14 protein-coding genes are annotated in these 18,750 nt (G+C 51.2%); 7 read left to right on the top strand and 7 right to left on the bottom strand.

Going from position 1 to position 18,750, the window contains the following annotated elements; translation table 11 throughout:
- Window positions 1-16: 16 nt before the first annotated feature.
- The 4 genes from J2Y43_RS03245 to J2Y43_RS03230 all read right to left on the bottom strand — a co-directional run bounded on the left by J2Y43_RS03245 (window position 17) and on the right by J2Y43_RS03230 (window position 4,706).
- The gene (locus J2Y43_RS03245) at window positions 17-679 is read right to left on the bottom strand and encodes an ABC transporter ATP-binding protein (protein ID WP_015814340.1); all 663 of its coding nucleotides are present in this window, start codon (window positions 677-679) and stop codon (window positions 17-19) included.
- Between the two features lie 234 nt (window positions 680-913).
- Window positions 914-3,322, bottom strand: coding sequence for an ABC transporter permease (locus J2Y43_RS03240; protein ID WP_309981287.1), 2,409 nt, complete (start codon window positions 3,320-3,322; stop codon window positions 914-916).
- A 6-nt stretch (window positions 3,323-3,328) separates the two neighbouring features.
- Window positions 3,329-4,210: a winged helix-turn-helix domain-containing protein gene (locus J2Y43_RS03235; RefSeq protein ID WP_309981288.1), complete on the bottom strand. Its 882-nt coding sequence runs from the start codon at window positions 4,208-4,210 to the stop codon at window positions 3,329-3,331.
- A gap of 34 nt (window positions 4,211-4,244) precedes the next feature.
- Complete coding sequence (locus tag J2Y43_RS03230) at window positions 4,245-4,706, bottom strand: hypothetical protein (RefSeq protein WP_309981289.1); 462 nt, start codon at window positions 4,704-4,706, stop codon at window positions 4,245-4,247.
- A gap of 229 nt (window positions 4,707-4,935) precedes the next feature.
- On the opposite strand from J2Y43_RS03230, the gene J2Y43_RS03225 reads away from it, so the two are divergent.
- The 3 genes from J2Y43_RS03225 to J2Y43_RS03215 all read left to right on the top strand — a co-directional run bounded on the left by J2Y43_RS03225 (window position 4,936) and on the right by J2Y43_RS03215 (window position 6,814).
- A complete protein-coding gene (locus J2Y43_RS03225) occupies window positions 4,936-6,180 on the top strand; it encodes an MFS transporter (RefSeq protein WP_223402990.1) in 1,245 nt (414 codons plus the stop codon).
- A gap of 65 nt (window positions 6,181-6,245) precedes the next feature.
- Window positions 6,246-6,476, top strand: a complete 231-nt coding sequence (locus tag J2Y43_RS03220; protein ID WP_309981290.1) for a DUF433 domain-containing protein — start codon at window positions 6,246-6,248, stop codon at window positions 6,474-6,476.
- Window positions 6,473-6,814 (top strand): DUF5615 family PIN-like protein, encoded by a 342-nt coding sequence (locus tag J2Y43_RS03215; protein WP_309981291.1) that lies wholly within the window; start codon window positions 6,473-6,475, stop codon window positions 6,812-6,814. The genes J2Y43_RS03220 and J2Y43_RS03215 overlap by 4 nt, the downstream gene beginning before the upstream one ends.
- On the opposite strand, the gene J2Y43_RS03210 is transcribed toward J2Y43_RS03215, so the two are convergent.
- The 3 genes from J2Y43_RS03210 to J2Y43_RS03200 all read right to left on the bottom strand — a co-directional run bounded on the left by J2Y43_RS03210 (window position 6,815) and on the right by J2Y43_RS03200 (window position 14,267).
- Window positions 6,815-9,217 carry an ABC transporter permease gene (locus tag J2Y43_RS03210; RefSeq protein WP_309981292.1) on the bottom strand — a complete coding sequence of 801 codons (2,403 nt, stop codon included), beginning with the start codon at window positions 9,215-9,217 and terminating at the stop codon, window positions 6,815-6,817.
- Window positions 9,218-9,372: 155 nt separating this feature from the next.
- The gene (locus J2Y43_RS03205; protein ID WP_310226387.1) at window positions 9,373-11,805 is read right to left on the bottom strand and encodes an ABC transporter permease; all 2,433 of its coding nucleotides are present in this window, start codon (window positions 11,803-11,805) and stop codon (window positions 9,373-9,375) included.
- A 65-nt stretch (window positions 11,806-11,870) separates the two neighbouring features.
- Window positions 11,871-14,267 carry an ABC transporter permease gene (locus tag J2Y43_RS03200; protein ID WP_309981294.1) on the bottom strand — a complete coding sequence of 799 codons (2,397 nt, stop codon included), beginning with the start codon at window positions 14,265-14,267 and terminating at the stop codon, window positions 11,871-11,873.
- A 273-nt stretch (window positions 14,268-14,540) separates the two neighbouring features.
- On the opposite strand from J2Y43_RS03200, the gene J2Y43_RS03195 reads away from it, so the two are divergent.
- The 4 genes from J2Y43_RS03195 (at window position 14,541) to tnpA (ending at window position 18,521) form a co-directional block, all read left to right on the top strand.
- A complete protein-coding gene (locus J2Y43_RS03195; RefSeq protein ID WP_309981295.1) occupies window positions 14,541-16,025 on the top strand; it encodes a glycine--tRNA ligase in 1,485 nt (494 codons plus the stop codon).
- Window positions 16,026-16,191: 166 nt separating this feature from the next.
- Entirely contained in the window at window positions 16,192-17,661 is a 1,470-nt protein-coding gene (locus J2Y43_RS03190) for a nicotinate phosphoribosyltransferase (RefSeq protein ID WP_309981296.1), read from the top strand.
- Between the two features lie 10 nt (window positions 17,662-17,671).
- Window positions 17,672-17,905: a DUF3820 family protein gene (locus tag J2Y43_RS03185; RefSeq protein WP_291199425.1), complete on the top strand. Its 234-nt coding sequence runs from the start codon at window positions 17,672-17,674 to the stop codon at window positions 17,903-17,905.
- 178 nt (window positions 17,906-18,083) lie between these two features.
- Complete coding sequence (gene tnpA / locus J2Y43_RS03180; protein ID WP_309981297.1) at window positions 18,084-18,521, top strand: IS200/IS605 family transposase; 438 nt, start codon at window positions 18,084-18,086, stop codon at window positions 18,519-18,521.
- Window positions 18,522-18,750 lie beyond the last annotated feature (229 nt).

Raw genomic sequence — 18,750 nt, 5'->3', positions numbered from 1 at the left:
AATAGATTGAGTTAGGTCACGCCAGCCATCCGTCCTTCAACCGAACGATCCGGTTGCCGTAACCTGCATTGGTTTCCGAGTGGGTTACCTGAACGATGGTGACTTTATCTTCCTGGTTAAGTTTTTGAAATAATTCCATGATCTCGATCGCCTGTTCCGAATGCAGGTTGCCGGTCGGTTCATCGGCGAAAATCACTTTCGGATTGTGTACGATCGCCCGGGCAACGCCTACGAGCTGCTGCTGGCCGCCCGAAAGCTGATGCGGGAACAAGTCTTTCTTCGCAACCATATTGAAGCGATCGAGTAATTCCGCCACGCGGCTCTTGCGCTCCGACGACGACGTGCCTTTGTACAAAAGCGGCGTCTCAATGTTTTCATAAACCGTCAGTTCGTCGATCAGGTGATAGGCCTGGAACACAAAACCGATGTGGTGGCGGTGCAATTCGGTACGCTTCTTTTCAGAGAGTTTCTGAACCGGCTCGTCGAGGAAGAGGTATTCACCTTCGGAAGGCTCTTCCAGCAAGCCCAGTATATGTAACAGGGTGGATTTGCCTGAGCCAGACGGCCCCATGATCGACACAAATTCACCTTCTTTAATGTTCAAATCAATGTGGCGCAACACGTATGTTTTGCCAAAACCTGCCGGGTAATATTTGGATATCTTTTCTAACTGGATCATAAAAAATTGGAGTTTGAGATTTGGTATGTAATTACGGACAACCTGTTTTAAAAACAAATGCTTACATCCGCGTCTCTTATGCCAGTCCTATTTTAAAAAGCCTTGCCAAAAGTGTAAATAATTGATTTTCATGTTGTTTTAAAATAAGCGTGGCAGACGTTCGTCCGATACCGTACAAAATGTGTACGCAATCGGACGCGTTCCGGACACGGCGGTTGCCGTGCGAAATGGAGGCTATTCGGTCCTTAAAACCTTCACCGGATTGGCGGCGGCGGCTCTCAACGCCTGGGCGAATACCGTAACCAATGCCAGTGCCAGCGCCACGGCGCCCGAGCAGGCATACACCCACCATGGCAGACCCGCGTGGTAGGCAAACTGCCCCAGCCATGACTGCATCAGGTAATGCCCCGAGACGGAAGCCATGAGAATGGCTATAAAAATGATGCGGATGAAGTTTTTGGAAAAACCCAGGGCAATGTCGTAGCCGGTAGCGCCCAGTACAACCCGTATGCCCGTCTCGCGCCGGCGTTGCGTGATGGCGAGATGGGCGAGGCCGAACAGTCCTAGGCTGCAAATGATGATTGCTACGATGGCCGCCAGCGTGATGATCTGTTGCCAGCGAAGCTCCGTTGCGTAGGCGCGGGCATTGGCGTCGTGCAGGAATGTGTATTCAAAAACGGCATCGGGGACGACCTTCCTGAACGTCGTTTCAAGCCTGCTGATGGCATATGACTTCCGGTTTTGGGCAATTTTAATCCATAAATCCCCGCCTCCGTAATATGTGCTCATGGGCATGATCATAGGTCCTATGCGCTCTTTGAGGGAATTGAAATGGAAGTCGCCGACGACGCCGAGGATGGTCAGGCCCTGCTTACCGAAATGGTCATCGGGGATCAATGTTTTGCCGACAGGCTCGGTAATTCCTGATTTTTTGACGAAGGCTTCATTTACCAGAACACCGAACTTCTCGTCCGAAGAAAAGGCGCGGGAGAAATTACGGCCTTGGAGCAGTTTCATTTCCAGCATCGGGAGATAATCGGTATCGACCGTACGCACATTTGCAAGGAATTTTTGCCCCTTCACCACTACATCACGGTTGCCAAATTCGCCCGCAAGCGAGATCGCCCCGAATGCGGGATCGCCCGCGAGTTCGTTTTGAAAGCGGGTATGCACCTGACGAACATCCCGCACGCCCTGAATCGCTATCTTGACGATCTGATCAGGATTGTAACCGAGGTTTTTGGACCTGATAAAATGCATTTGCCTGTAAAATACCACGCTCGCAATGCCCAGTAGCACAGCCATCGCAAACTGAAAGACCATCAGCACATTTCCCGCCGGGTTCCTGCCCGCAAGCCGGGTTTTGGAATAAAGTGTTTCAATGGGAGTCAGCCCGGCAATCAGCCAGGCAGGGTAGAGTGCGGCGCAGGCGATGTTTACCACGAAAATAAATGCGAGCCACCCCATAAGTTCCAAGCTCCATAGCTGGTTCAGTGCGATTTGTTTTTGAGCCAGGTGATTGAATGCCGGGAGCAGCAATATCACAAATAAGACGGCAAAAACCATTGAAATACCTACCAGAATCGCCGATTCACCGAGAAATTGCATGATAATGGGCCCTCTGCCGCTGCCCGTGGCCTTGCGTATCCCGACTTCCTTTGCGCGCTTCATCGAGGAGGCAATGTGGATGTTGACAAAATTGATGCTGGCCATGATTAGAATAAATCCGGCCATACCGATGAAAATGTAGAAGTAAACGGGCCTGCTCGTGTTCACAATGCCGGATTCGCCGTTTTGGTTGGGGATTTCCTGCGTATTCAGGTGAATGTCGGTCATTTTTTGCAGGCCATAAGTAATGGTGGTGGCTTCGGGATGGTCTTTTCGCTGGGTTTGGGACAATGCGCTGGCAATGCGGTTGAATTTCCGTACTACCTGGTCTGGCCGGGCATCGGGGCGCAGCACGACGAACGTTCCCAGATAGGCATTGAGCCAGCTCGTATCGTCGAACGACACCTTCATGAATTCGAAAGGAAACAAGATGTCGAACTGAACCGAGGAATTGGCAGGCGGATCTTCCGCCACACCCGTAATGACCAGCGGTTTCCCGATCCGCATCGCCGACGGGTCGGCGTCCATTTGGAGCAATTCACCCAGTACATCGGTGCGGTTAAAGAATTTCATCGCGGTACGCCTGGTAATCACCACCGAATTGACGTTTTGTAATGCGGTACGGGCATCTCCAAGCAATAGCGGGAATGTAAACACATTAAAGAAAGAGGCGTCCACAAAAAGCAACTGCAATTTGAATGCATGATGCTCATGCCGCACGTCACCGTAGATGTCCCCGCCCATCACCCGCGCATAATGCATGATCTCGGGCATACGTGCCTGAAACGCGGGACCTTGTACCTGCCCCGTGCCACCGGACGAGATGCGTTCGCCGCGCTCGTGGTAGGAGCTGGTAATGCGATAAAGTTGGGGATTGTGGCGATGAAAGCCGTCGAAACTGCGTTCGTCGCTCGTGTAAATCGCCGCGAAAAGCATACAGGCAGTGCCAATTGCCAGGCCGATGACGTTGATCACGGCATACAGGCGTCCCTGCCAGAGCTGACGCGCTGCTATTTTCAGAAAGGTTTTGAACATGGATTTTTAGGAATGAACTTCCATTTTGTAGCCTACGCCGTGAATGGCGGTGATTTTGACTTGCGGATCGGCGGCCAGCATTTTGCGGAGGCGGGATACGAATACGTCCACGCTCCGTCCGACGGTGACGCCCTCATCCTCCCAAACCGATTTCAGGATCGCGTCGCGTTCCAGGACCTGGTTGATGTTTCGGACAAACAAGGTGAGCAGCTTAGCTTCGCGGAACGTAAGAGTATGGGTGGCTTGGCTGTTGTAAAGCGCCTGGTTGGCGGTATCCAGCCAGGAATTTCCGAATGCAATGCGCGAATGCGGGGCTTCCTGTGGCTCGGTTTCGTGCCTTTTTTTGTGCCGCGACCGCGTCCAGGCGATAAAGCCCAAACCTGCCAATGTCCCGCCCGCCGTAATCAACAACCACGTGTTACCGGCAGCTTGGGGTTTGGCGGCTTCTGGCGTGAAGCGTACCTGCAGCGTATAGCAGCCCGCTTCGCGCGAGCGCCCCCGGCACGGTACCCCGCCGGGTTGGTTCAGGTCGAAGAACTGGTAACCGAGACTTACCTTGCCGGTTTCACAGTTCAGTACGGCGACGCTGTACGGCCTGTCGATATGATAGGAGTTAAACGAGCGCTGTAATGTTTCGGGCAGTTTGTCGTAGTCGAACATATGGTCCATTTGCACCGAAAATGTGTTGGCGTCCGTCTGCTTTACCGGCGGGATCTGCGAGAGCGAATCGCCATTGGCCCGCAGTAGCAGGTCGACCGTCCGTCGGAGCGACAGGTTAACATTTTCGGAGAAGCGCACGGCGTCGCTATTGGCCATAGCCGGACGTGCCGTACATACGGATGCTACGAGCAGGAACCCTCCGAAAATCGCTTTGAAATACCGCATCATAAAGCCTCGAACCAATGATCAAATTTAGCGAATTTCAGCAATTGTCCTTTTTTTGCTTCAAAACATAAAACCACTGGAATCGCGGGACGATTTGCGTTTTTTTGATGGTGATAACTTTCCTCGTGGCGGTATTATGCGGTTTGACGAGATCGATGATGAGCTGGTCACCGGCTTCGGCATATTCCAGCATATCGCGAACGTCGGAGCTCCATACCGCAAAGTTGTGTGCATGGGATTCGGGATTCACGATCCTGCCGTCGCGTTTCAGGTAAATCAGGAAAGGTACAGTCGTGTTTTGATGTGAAACGGGGTTGCTTTTTGCGATTGTGAGAATGCCGCTGGTGACATATGCAAACTGTTCCGTTGTAACTACACGGCCGTTGATGAGCAAGGAATTCTCGTCGGGTGTATCGGCTGATTTTGGCAGTGCCACCGACGCTTGCAGGGCGAACAACAGGAGGATTGCCGGGATGATTTTGATTGCTTTGAAGTTCATGTCCGAATGTGTTTTGGATGAATGTGACTGCTTGATCCAAAAGTAGCTACACCCGAAGGCTACGCGAACAAATGCCTGTAAAACATTGTAAAGGAAATGTAAAACATTGATTTTGGGACTTTAACAGCTTTTTATAGCATTGGGATAGTAAATGGCATTAATTTTCAGTTAAAGCAGAACATTCTTCCCGACCGCCGGTGTTAGTTTTTTACAACACCCAAACACTCACTTGAAAACAGTAGCAACCAACGATCCGTACGCAGCACTCCGCTATTCTGATTTCCGGTTTTTTGTATCCAATTCCTTTCTTTTCTCTGCCACGATCCGCGTTCAGGAAGTGATTGTCGGTTATGAACTCTACAAAACCACGCACGACCCGCTTGCATTGGGCCTGGTGGGGCTGGCCGAGGCCATTCCATTTATCGTTACGTCGTTGTTTGGAGGCTATGTGGCCGATCAGAAGAATAAGATCACGATCATGCACATTAGCCTGGTGGTGATTTTACTGGGTTCGGGGATATTGTACACTGCTTTTCAGCCCGGGGTCTACAACCGGTTGGCGGAGTGGCAGCACCTGGCGGTCATTTATGCAGTGTTTGGGTTGATAGGTTTTGCAAAAGGATTCTATTCCCCCGCGGCAAGCTCGCTCAAACCCTTTCTGGTACCACGGGCGATTTACCATAACTCATCTACTTGGAGCAGCTCCTTTTCACAGGCGGGAGCGATTATAGGTCCGGCGGCTGCGGGTTTTCTGTATGCCTATATGGGGCTGACGCACACCTTGCTGATTGTGATCGTTAACTTTCTGATATGCTGGGTTTTGCTGGGGATGATCAAAACGCGTCCGGAGTTTCCGAAGATCGTGACGCCCATCATGGAAAGCTTGAAAGAGGGTTTTAAATTCGTGTTCAAAACGCGCATTGTGCTGTATGCCATGACGTTGGATTTGTTCTCGGTGCTTTTCGGTGGTGTAATCGCCTTGCTTCCCATTTTCGCAGAGGATATCCTGAAAGTCGGGCCGGAGGGGCTGGGCTTGTTACGCGCAGCGCCTTCGATTGGCTCCATGCTGACGATGTTCGCGATGGCTTATTTCCCGCCTACGCATAACGCGTGGCGCAACATGCTCGTGGCAGTGGCCGGTTTTGGCATATTCACGCTGGTGTTTGCGGCTTCTACTAACTTCATGCTCTCCTGCGGTGCCCTCTTCGCGACCGGCGTGTTCGATAGCGTCAGTGTGATCATCCGTCAGACGATCCTGCAAATCTATCCTCCCGATGAAATGCGTGGCCGAGTGGCGGCCGTCAACGGCATATTCGTCAGTTCTTCCAACGAACTTGGCGCCTTTGAATCCGGCGTAATGGCCAAGGCATTCGGCACCGTTCCATCCGTCATGATGGGAGGCATGCTGACGCTCGTTGTCGTCACCTGGGTGTACTTGCGTTCGAAGGATTTGTTTTCGGTTAAGCTGAGTTAGTCAGTACTTTGGTTTATGCTGTGGTAATTCGTTATTTTTGTTAAGCATCAGACAGATTACACAGTATGTATATCTACAAAAATATCATAACGCTGGAACCTGGGAAAAGAAGTGGTAAGCCCTGTATCAGAGGCATGCGTATCACAGTCGAAGATATTTTGCGCTGGCTGGCTTCGGGGATGTCATTTGATGATATTTTGGAGGATTTTCCTGAGTTGGCCAGAGAAGATATTACTGTTGCTTTGGAATTCTCCGCGGACCAGCTGAAAAGGACGCTTTATGACGTTGCTGCATGAAGGTTCTGATTGATCAGAATATCTCGCAACGGATTTTGCCGCTGCTGGCACATCAGTTTGATACTTTGAACCACGTAAGGCAGTTGGGGCTTACAGACGCAGATGATTACGAGATTTTTATGTTTGCCCGCGACAACGGTTATCAGGCGGTGATTACAGCCGACGAAGACTTTATCAAACTTATCAATCAGTTTTCACAACCTCCTAAAATTGTCTGGATCAGAGCAGGAAATTGTTCTACCAGAGTGCTGTCAGAACTGCTTACCGAAAAGGTCCAAATGATTAGAGAATTTATTATTGGTGACGATTTCGATATTTACGAAATTTTTAAACCCTGATCAGTCACTCTTCAAACTTTTCACAGGATCCGTTATCGCCGCCTTATACGTTTGCGCGCAGACGAGCACGGTGATCATCATTCCGAATAACATAGTAATTCCCGCGAACACTTCCCAGCCAATTTCTACACGGTAGGCATAGGTTTTCAGCCATTGATTTCCCAACAGTACAGCCAATGGGAATGCAATGAGTATTGCCCCGGCCAGGATTACCAAAAACTCTTTCAGAAATAGCATTACCACGTGCATACTGGTAGCACCAAGGACTTTGCGGATGCCGACCTCACGTGTGCGGCGGGCTACATTGAGCGAAACCATGCCTAAAATGCCCAATAGCACAATGACGACGGAGAGAAACGTCGCGACGCGGGAGGCTTTTTTGAGCTGTATTTCCGACTGATATAGTTTTTGCAGTGTTTCGTCCATGAATGCGTATTCGAACGGGGCGTCCGGCATAAGCGCGCGCCATTTTTGCTGAACGGCTGTCATTGCGCTGCCGATATTGCCCGGGTTCAGGCGAATGCTGAGGTATCGGTAGGTATTGGTGCCGCGGACGTCGGCAAACACCAGCGGTTTGATAGTCTGATGCATTGACTCAAAATGGAAATCTTGCGCGACGCCGACGATGGTCAGTGGGTTCGGATAAAAATGTACCCGTACCTGCTGCCCCAACGCTTCCTGCGCACTGGTGTACCCGAGCGACTTGATCGCCGTTTCGTTCAGAACGATGCGGTCGGGCTGGTAGGCAGTGTTGGAACGTTGAAGGTATTCGCCTGCCAGGAGCTTCACACCGTAGGTTTCGGCATAGGATACGTCGGTGCGCAGCAGGGTGGCCAAAACGGCTTCGGTGGAATCCTGGCCGGGTTTGTAGAAGCCAAAATAGCCGCCATTTCCATTCGGGATTTCGTAAGAAAGGGAAATGCTTTTAACCTGGGCGAGCCGACCTAGACCGTCACGTACTTGCTCCATTTTGGTCAGTCCGTTGGGTGTCCAATCGCGGGGTACGCCCAGTGTGACCAGTGATTCTTTATTATACCCGAGGTTTTTATTGAAAAAATAATCGACCTGCTGTGCTACAATACCCGCGCCGGCAAAGACGAACAACGCAATGATGAATTGCACCGCGATGAGCGATCGCCTGAATACAATACTACCTCCGACCGATTTGAGTTTGCCTTTCATCGATTCTACCGAAGGCACCCGCGAGAGTACCAGGGCCGGGTACAGTCCCGCCAGCATTCCCACGAGCAGGGAAACCAAAACCGGAGCGACTAGCGTGTAAGGCATCAGCGACCACAAAGAGGCTACTTCTTTGCCTAGCATATCACCGAAAAAAGGCCGTAGCAGCTGATACAACCCGAGCGAAATGAGCATTGCCAGAAATGCGAGGAGAGTGGATTCTGCCAGAAACTGTCCGATCAGCTGGCGCTTCTGGCTGCCCAGCACTTTTCGCACACCTATTTCTTTCAAACGCGACGAGGAGCTGCCTATGGAGATGTTGACAAAATTGACAATCGCCATCAGCAAAATGAACAGCGTAATGCCCGATAGGGTAAGGATCATTTTGTTGACGACGCCATTATTGGCTTCACGGTAATACTCGCTGAGAGGGGTGAGGTATACTTTGAGATTGGCATTGATAGCTTCCGGCGCGTGTGTTGCTACCTCTCGGGCTATCGGCTTGGCCAGGTCGGCAGGGGTGACGCCTTCTTTCAGCTCGATGTAGTTGACCATAAAAGCAAAGCCCCAGTTATCTTCCGAGCCTTTGCGGCCTTCGAGGCTGCTGAACGGGAAGAAAATCTCCGCCTCACTCGTCAGCAAATGCGTCACAGAATTGAAGGGCGGCTTTTTCATGACAGCGGTGATCTGGTACTCCTGCTTGCCTCCCACGAAATTATGCAGCGTAAGCGATTCACCCACCACGTCCGTCCGGCCGAAGTACTTTATCGCCTTGTTTTCTGTGATGACGATCGAATTGGGCGCATTCAATGCGGTTTCTGCATGCCCGTGCAGGAGCGGGAAGCCGTACATGGCCAGCAGGGTGGAGTCGCCCGTCTGCACATCCTCCCTGAAATGTTTATCCCCATGCGATACCGCTACGGTAATGGCGTCGTAGCGATAGTAGTTGGCAACCAGGTTGGGATAATCTGTTTTCAACGCTTTCCCCAGCGGCCCCAGCGTGGTCAGGTCCAGACCCATACCCGGGTCGGTCCATTTGCTGCGGATGATGTACTGGTTATCGGCATTGGCCAAATGCCGGTTGACCTGCCATTCACCCCAGACGTAGCTCATCATCAGGAACGAGAACGTCATCCCGACAGCCAGGCCGAGGATCGTAACCAACGCGTAAAAGCGGCGTTTCAGCAAATTCCGCCAGGCAGTTTTGAAGTAATTTTTTAGCATACTTCAAAACTAATGGTTTGTCAACTTGCTGATTATCAGAGGCGCTTTCTTTAACTTTTTTTAACAGAAAGAGAGGAGAGTAGGATGGAGGAAGGGGAGGAAGGGAGAAAGGAAATCTTCCATCCTCCCCTTCCTCCATCCTCCCTCTCTTCCCATTAATCATTCCGCAATGTCTCGGCCGGGTTGGTAACGGCTGCTTTGTAAGTCTGCACGCCGATGGTCAGCAGGCCGATGAGCCCGAGGCTACCGATGCAAGTAAGGAATACGCCGGGGCCCAGGTTGGGATGATAGGTGAAAATGTTGAGGAATAATGCGCCCAGCCCGTAGCCGATCGGCATCGCGATGATGGCCGCGATCAGGATCAGTTTTACAAATGAGCCGGAAAGCAATTGCATGATCTGGGCTGTACTTGCGCCCATTACTTTTCGCACACCTACTTCTTTTACACGCTTGGCGGTCGAATAGGTGACCATTCCGAGCAAGCCCATCGCTGCGATCGTGAACACGACGAACACCAGCAAATCGGTGATCTTTTGATCCTCATTTTCCAGGTAATCCTCGTGAAGCTGGTCTTCATACCAGGAGTACACAAACGACTCGTGCGGGTGATATCGTTTCCAGGTCTTGCCCAATGCCGCAGTGAGGCGTTCATGGTCGGTCCCGGCGGCTACTTCGAGCGAAAGCACCTTGATTTCCCGCGGATCGAATGCAAGCACAAGCGGTGCTACCGGCAGTTCGTAACGCATAAAGCAGAAGTTTTTCACAATCCCCGACACGATTACCTGTGTTTCATTTAGCAGAATGGTTTGTCCAACAGCCTCCTTGGGATTTTTCCAACCAAGCCATTCCGCCGCTTTCTGGTTCAAGACCACGAAATGGACTGTCGTGTCGATGGTAGCAGGTACATTTTCGCCGGCTATGAATTGCAGCCGCATATTCTCAATAAAATTTCGGTCGGTAGCGTAAATGAAGGTTTCCACCGCATTGGCGGGGTCGCGCTGCGACAATGGCGCCAGTTTGGCCTTTCCTGCGCTTTCGTTCAGCGTAGCGGAGGTGAGCCCCACGCGTTTGACACCCGCTTCCCGGCTCATTTCATTGGCCAGCAGTTTGAAATCGCTGTCAGGTGCCAGCGGGACGTTCAGGATGTTTCTCCGGTTGAAATTCTGGTTATCGTTCGCCATGAATTCAAACTGGCTGTTCATAATACCGGTGCCGGTCATAAACACCAGCGCGACCACGAATTGAATAATGGTGAGCGTCTTCCTGAACCCGAACTTGCCGAGTCCGGTAGGCGCCATTTCACCTTTCAGGATTTGCACGGGCTGGTAGGATGACAGTATACGCGCAGGTAAAATACCTGCCAGAAAGCCCGTAAACAATGTAAAGCCGACGAAAATTGCCCACAGCATGCGCGTGTCGCTCACCTCCCACGTGAGCCAGCCCACATGGATATACGCCTGCAAAAGCAGGAGCCCAAGATACCCAAGCCCGAATGCCAGCAATGCGATCACGATGGTTTCGACCAGGAACTGGCTCACCAACTGGAATTTTTTCGCGCCTGCGACCTTGCGTACGCCCACCTCACGTGCGCGGCTGAGCGACCGTGTGAGTGTGAGGTTAATGTAGTTGAAACCCGCCAATACGATAATCACCAGCGGAATGAGCAGGCTGACGCCCATTTTCCAGATCGGTTCCACGTCCGGGTTGTCCAGCAAGCCCTCCCAGTCGGGCGAAATCTCCGACAGCGCCTGGCTGCGGAATGAATGCGTTTTAATGTCCTTGAAACGGACAGTCTTTTGATTTTCGGCAGAAACTCGCGCCAGGGCCTGGTCGAGGTCGGCGCGGGAGGAGCCTTTGGTGATCAATGCGAAGGTATACGTATTGTAACTCAGCCAATCATCGGTCTTGATATTCTTGTTCACCAGCGGCAGGGTCGCCATCGATATCACAATGTCGGCATCCAGATGCGTCCTGAATTTTTTAACGGGTTTAAAAACGCCGGTAATGGTGAATGTGCCTATTTCGCTATTGGTGAGCGTCTTGCCAATCGGATTGGCATCGCCGAAATAACGTTCGGCCATGTCGTGCGTGAGGACCGCCGTCCAGGGCTCGGTGGCTGGTTTTCCTTTTTCCAGCGGGAAGCCGAAGATTTCGAAGTATGCCGGTTCCACATAAAGTCCGTAGGTACGGAGCGTTTTGATGCCGTTGCTGAGATTTGAGCTGAACGAGCGGTTAATGCGCACGGTCTTTTCGATTACACTCTGCCCATCGGCCAGCTTTTGGCCCAGGGGAAACGGCGTCGAAGCGAGCGAATGCTTTTCGCCGATATTATCGGTGGCGTCCGTGAGAACGCGGAACGTACGCTCCGGATAGGGGTGGAAGGAATCCTTTTCAAAGCTGCTTTGCACCTGTATGAGCTGCATGAAGCAGAACGCCATCGCCAGGCCCAGGCCGGTAATGTTGATAAAAGAGAACAACTTGTGCTTCCAGAGGTTGCGGATGGCGATTTTGAGGTAGCTTTTGAGCATGATGGTATGGGTGACGGTGGTGGTTTGAGGGCCGACGGCCGACCACCGACCGCCGACCATGGATCATGGTCAATTAGATTCAACAAAAGAACGGCGGTCGGCGGTCCATGGTCGGGCCGCAGGCCCTATTCCGCTCTCAACGCCTTCACTGGATTAGTAAGCGCCGATTTCAATGCTTGCGAGCTCACAGTTGCCAGTGCGATCACGATTGCGATGATGCCGGCCAGGGCGAAGACCCACCAGGACAGCGTTTCGCGGTATTCGAAGTTTTGCAGCCATTTGCTCATCGCGTAAACGGCGATAGGCGTGCCTATGACAATGGCGATGAGTACGAGTTTGACAAAATCTTTCGAAAGCATCAGTACTACATCCTGCACGCTCGCGCCAAGCACTTTGCGGACGCCGATCTCTTTGGTACGCGCTTCGGCTGCAAATGCGGCGAGCCCGAACAAACCCAGACAGGCGATCACAATGGCCAGTATTGCAAATGCCAGCAATACATTACCCTGGCGCTGTTCCGCCTGGTATTGTTTGGCGAAATTCTCGTCGAGAAACTGGAATTCCGGGCGGGCATCGGCGTCGAAGGCCTTGTAAACCTGGCTGATGTAGGCGAGCGCTTCGGATGTTTTGGTGGCGTTGATGCGCACATACATGTTGTCCTGCTCCTGAGGCGGCGCTAGCTGGATCACCAGCGGCTCGATTTTGTGTTGCAGCGAATAGATATGGAAATCGTTGGTTACGCCCACAACCGTCAGTTCTTTCACATTGCCATCCTTATCCGCAGGGTAACGCAATTTCTTCCCGATCGGATTGGCCCAGCCCTGTTTTTGGACCAATGCTTCATTCACCAAAACTGAACCGGCAAGGTCGGCGGGGGAATTTTTAATGAAATCGCGGCCTTGCAAAAGCTTGATCTCCATAGTGCGCAGGTAATCGGCGTCGGCCATGAAGCGCTGTGTTATTTGGGTTGTGGAAGGGATATCGCCGTTATTGGTTTCAACAAACAATGCAGCCGATCCGATGGTATTGTTGCCGATAGGGTTACTGGCTGCGGCGGCGCTTTCGATCACCGGGTTCTGTTCCAGTTTCTCCTTTAAAGAACCTACCTGCGTTCTTACTTCGTTTTTATCAATATGAAATGTCAGGACCTGGTCTTTATTGAAACCTAAATCCTTGTGATTCACATACCGGATCTGCCGGTACACAATGCCCGAGCAGGCGATCATCACTACCGTGGCAGCGAATTGGAATACTACCAATGACTGCCGGAAGCCCGCTCCGCCCGTTTGGCTGCCCAGCTGGCCTTTCAATGCGATAACCGGCCGGTAACCCGAGAGCATCAACGCCGGGTACAATCCGCTGAGCAAGCCGATCAGCAGGAGGAATGCGCCGCCGATAGCCATTGTGATAATGCTATTGTCATGAAAATCCAGACTCAGTGATTTCTCGGCAAGTCGATTGAAAAACGGTAATGCAGCTTTGGCCAACAAGAAACCTACAAAACCGGCGAGGATAGTCATCAGGAACGACTCCGTCAGAAACTGCGCGATCAGCTGGAAACGCTGTGACCCGATGGCCTTGCGCACGCCTACCTCACGTACCCGTTTGAGCGAGCGGGCGGTGTAGAGGTTCATATAATTAATGCAGGCGATAACGAGGATCAACAAGGCAATGGCCGAGAAAATGTAGACTGTTTTGATATTTCCTTTGGCGCCGATCTCAAATTCCAGGTCCGAATGCAGGTGAATGGAGGTCAGCGGTTGCAGCTTCATGCGGTACTCGGCGTCACGTATATATTTTTCGAGGTATTTGGCATAAAAAGTCGGGAATTTGGCTTCAAGCTTTTTAGCGTCGGCGCCCTGTTTCAGAAGGAGGTAAGTATAAATATCCCCATCCTGCCATCCGCCAGTGTAATCGACGGGTAGTGATCGCAATGCGCTGAAATTCAAGTGAGAATTGGCCGGGACGTCCTCGATGACGCCTGTGACGACATTGGGATAATTATTGGAAAAGAAAACGGTTTGCCCCACAGCCTTCGAAGCATCGCCGAAGATACGTGTTGCCAGGGTTTTCGTCAATACGATTTTCTGAGGCTCGCGCAAGGCCGTTGCCGGATTACCATACAGGAATGAATAAGAGAATATATCGAAAACGGACCCGTCGGCAAAAAAGACATCGGGCGCATCTACCTGCTTCTCACCGAACCGGATCTTGCCGCCACCCTCCGCACTGATACGCACGGTCTTGTCGATTTCAGGATATTCATTTTGTAATGCCGGCGCGAATGGTGGCGAAGTAGGCGCGAGTTTGAAGCTGCCGGTTGCCCATTCGGCCTCCTGCGTCACGCGGTAAATGCGGTCGGCTTTGGCGTGGAAGCGGTCGTAGCTCAGCTCGTCGGCCACATAAAGTACCATGAGCCACACGGCGGCGATGCCGATCCCGAGCCCAAGTATATTCAGCCCGCTGAACAACCGCTGCTTGCGGAAGTTCCTGATCGATATTTTGAGGTAGTTGAATAGCATAAGTCAAGGTTTGTTAGTCAGTGATCCTAAACCAATAAATTATATGCCAATGGTATTTCTGGTTGATTATTAGTGTTTTATGATAAGAAATGGCGCTCTGGTTGTTCACTAGCGGACATTCCTGTTCAGCGGCGCACGCGTGGTAATGAAAAATTAACGAGGGATTTCCCTCAGGCGAAGAATGCGCAATGCCGCCAAAATCCCTAATTTTGCCAAATTCATGATTTTGATGGATTTAATAGTCTTTTTTCTTATTGATTTTAAACGAATAGAATGAGCCAGGCATCTGCTACCTCTCTGCAAGACATTGTTGGGCATGCGAAGGAATACGGTTTTGTATTCCCGTCTTCCGAAATATATGATGGATTACAAGCCGTTTACGATTATGGTCAGAACGGTGTTGAATTGAAAAACAACTTGAAAGCGGCCTGGTGGAAGGCTATGACGCAGCTCCACGACAACATCGTGGGTATCGACGCGGCGATCTTCATGCACCCGCTTACCTGGAAAGCGTCCGGGCACGTCGATGGCTTCAACGATCCGATGATCGACAATAAGGATTCGAAAAAGCGTTACCGCGCCGACCAGTTGCTGGAAGGCAAAGCAGAACAATATGAAAAGGACGGCGAGCCCGAAAAGGCCAAAGCATTGCTCGCTGAAATGGGCCGTTTGCTCAGCGCCGAAGATCTGAACGGCGTTCGTGATCTGATCATCGCGGAAGGTATTAAATGCCAGGTGTCGGGTACCAGCAACTGGACCGAAGTTCGCCAGTTTAACCTGATGTTCAGCACGCAGGTAGGATCGGTGGCTGAGGATGCCAATATGATTTACCTCCGCCCGGAAACGGCGCAGGGGATTTTTGTAAACTTCCTGAATGTGCAGAAAAGCGGTCGTATGAAGGTGCCTTTCGGTATTGCACAGATCGGTAAGGCATTCCGTAATGAAATCGTGGCGCGCCAGTTCATCTTCCGTATGCGCGAGTTCGAACAAATGGAAATGCAATTCTTCGTACGCCCTGGTACCGAAGAAGAATGGTATAACAAATGGAAAGAGGCGCGGTTGAAGTTCCACAAGGCGATCGGTCTGCCTGCTGAAAAATTGAAATACCATGACCACGAAAAGCTGGCGCATTACGCGAAAGCGGCTGTGGATATCGAATTCGAATTCCCATTTGGCTTCCGCGAAATCGAAGGTATCCACTCGCGTTCGGATTTCGATTTGCGCAACCACCAGGAGCTTTCGAAGAAAAAACAACAGTATTTCGACGCGGATCTGGACGAAAATGGCAAGCCATACGGTAACTACATTCCTTACGTGGTGGAAACATCTGTGGGTGCCGACCGTTTGTTCCTGGCCACATTCTGCAATGCTTACACAGTGGAATCGGTAGGAGAAGGCGACGCCGCAAAAGAGCGCACATTCCTGAAACTGCACCCTGCATTGGCGCCATTCAAGGCGGCAGTGCTGCCGTTGGTTAAAAAGGATGGGCTTGCAGAAAAAGCGCAGGCATTGGCCAACTCGTTGAAATCGTCATTCCGCACCGTTTATGACGACAATGCGGCGATCGGTAAGCGTTATACCCGTCAGGACCTGATCGGTACGCCGTTTTGTATCGTAGTCGATTACCAGACCATGGAGGACGAAACCGTTACCATCCGTCACCGCGATTCAATGGAGCAGGAGCGTGTGCACATCAGCGAATTGAAAGAAAAAATTGGTTATCAGGTAGCAATCGAGCGTATTCTCGAAGCAATCTGATCTGATTTGAAGCAATAATGCCGGCGGGGTTGCTTTCGGAGCAGCCCCGCTTTTTGTTTTTGTGGTTAACCTTTCGGTCAATGGGTGTGCAGCAAACTCACTATTGGTAGCTATAATGCCGATTATTTAGTAACTAGGCGGTTTTAAGACACCAATCCGAAGTGAAATGATCAACCAGCTTTACGATACTTCGATGAGCCTTCTGACCGATCTGTACCAGCTCACCATGGCTTATGGCTACTGGAAATCGGGTAAGGCAGAGCAGGAGGCTGTTTTTAATCTCTATTTCAGAAAACATCCATTTCAGGGCGGATTTACCGTCGCGTGCGGGCTGAGCAGCGTGATTGAGTACTTGCAGGAATACCGTTTCAATGAAGAGGACCTGGCCTATATCGCTTCATTGACCGGTAGCGATGGCAACAAGCTTTTCGATGACGGGTTTATCGATTACCTCCGCAAAATGGAGCTGCAATGCAGTATCGACGCCATTCCGGAAGGTACGGTGGTGTTTCCGAACGAGCCGTTACTCCGTATTCAAGGACCGATCCTCCAATGCCAACTGCTCGAAACGCCGCTTTTGAACCTGATCAATTTTCAATCGCTGGTGGCTACCAAAGCAGCCCGTATGCGCCTGGTCGCCAAAGACGATGCGTTGCTCGAATTCGGCTTGCGCCGCGCACAAGGACCCGACGGAGGCGTTACAGCGAGCCGGGCCGCCTACATTGGCGGGTTCGATGCTACCTCCAATGTACTTGCGGGGAAATTGTACGATATTCCTGTGAAAGGCACCCACGCGCACAGCTGGGTGATGTCGTTCGACAGCGAACTGGAAGCTTTCGAAACTTACGCGAAGTACATGCCCAACAATGTGACTTTGCTGGTGGATACCTACGACTCGCTGAACGGCGTCCGGCATGCGGTAGAGGTGGGGAAACAGTTGCGCGCACAGGGGCACGATCTCGCAGGCATCCGGCTCGATTCGGGCGACCTTGCTTACCTGAGTATCGAAGCGAGGAAGATCCTGGATGATGCGGGCTTCGAAAAGACCAGCATTGTAGCCAGCAACGACCTCGATGAGTACATTATGGACAGCCTGAAAATCCAGGGAGCGAAAATAAATGTATGGGGAATCGGGACAAAACTCGTCACAGCATTTGATCAGCCTGCATTGGGTGGGGTTTTCAAGCTCGCAGCGATTCGGACGGATTCGGGGGAATGGGATTACAAACTGAAACTATCGGAGCAGGCGATCAAGGTATCGACGCCGGGGATCCAGCAGGTGAGACGTTTCAGGGATGCGAGCGGCTTTGTTTCGGATATGATATTCGACATCGAAACTCCCCTGATCGGCAAGGCTACGATGGTGGACCCGTATGATTTTACAAAAAATAGGTCATTCGACGAGTCAGTGCACTACGAGGATTTGCTCGTCCCCGTTTTCGCAAAAGGCCAGCTGATCTACAAATTGCCGTCCGTGCACGACACACGAAAGCGTTTGCAACAGCAGCTGGCACATTTTTATAAGGGAATTAAACGCTTTGTAAACCCGCACACCTACCCGGTAGGTCTTGAAAAGGAATTATTTGATTTAAAAACGAACCTGATTTTTAAACTTCGCGCAGGTAATCAGGCGTGAAAACAAGAGTATGCAAGAGTTAACACATCCGAACAGCGAGATCCTCAAAGATCTGATTAACTACAAAATGCCTTTCGGCAAATACAAAGATTGGGTCATTGCCGACCTCCCTGTTTCTTACCTCGAATGGTTCTACCGTGAGGGGTTTCCATCCGGCAAGCTCGGTATGTTGCTGGGAACGATGCTGGAAATCAAAATGAACGGATTGGAATTTCTGATCCAGGGTTTGCGAAAAGTCGCATAGCATCATTTCCGACACATGTACAACACGTGCACCTGGGGCCATGCTCCGGGTGCGCGTGTTATATAGTTTTCTACTTCACCGGAACAAATTCCCACAGTATTCTACAAGATGTGACCCTTTCGGAATCCTTACGTATCAAGGACATTAGTTATTGATTCACTTTCAATCCCGTACATCAATGTCTTACGTAAAAATCTGGATACATGCCGTTTGGGGGACCAAACACAGACAGCCCGTTTTACAGCCACCTATTCTGGCACAACTTTGCGCGCACATCCGGGAAAACGCGAAAAGCAACGATATATGCATCGACCGGATCAATGGACATCACGACCATATTCATGTGCTGATGCTGCTGAAAAGCGAGTATGGTATATCGAAGCAAATACAATTGCTAAAAGGTGAAAGTGCCTTTTGGGCCAATAAAATGAAATTGGTGCGCGGCAATTTCGAATGGGCTGACAAATATTTCGCAGCGTCCGTCAGCGAAAGCAGGATCCGTTTTGTAAGAAGGTATATCGATAACCAGCAGACGCATCACGCAAAGCGGAAGTTCCAGGAGGAGTTCGATGCCTTTGCGCGGGGGATAGGGTATGATGGTGGGGACTTGGAGTGATGAGGGCACTAGGCTGAAGCCTAGGGTTGCGGTATGGTTATCGGGTGGCTGTCACTGGCCTGTGATTGCGGGCGCTATCCCCTAGGCTGAAGCATAGGGTTGAGGGGGCTGTGATATAGATGACCGGCGGGTTGTATCATACATCCGCTCTGATGGCGATCGGGATTGGTAGACGTCGTGCGGCTAGTGACCAAGGGCGTTAAGCCCAGCATATGGCTTAGGACGAAGT

This window comes from Dyadobacter sp. BE31, from assembly GCF_031457695.1.
GTDB lineage: Bacteria > Bacteroidota > Bacteroidia > Cytophagales > Spirosomataceae > Dyadobacter.
The sequence above is the reverse complement of the archived record's forward strand: the minus strand, read 5'-3'. Positions and strand labels throughout refer to the sequence as shown.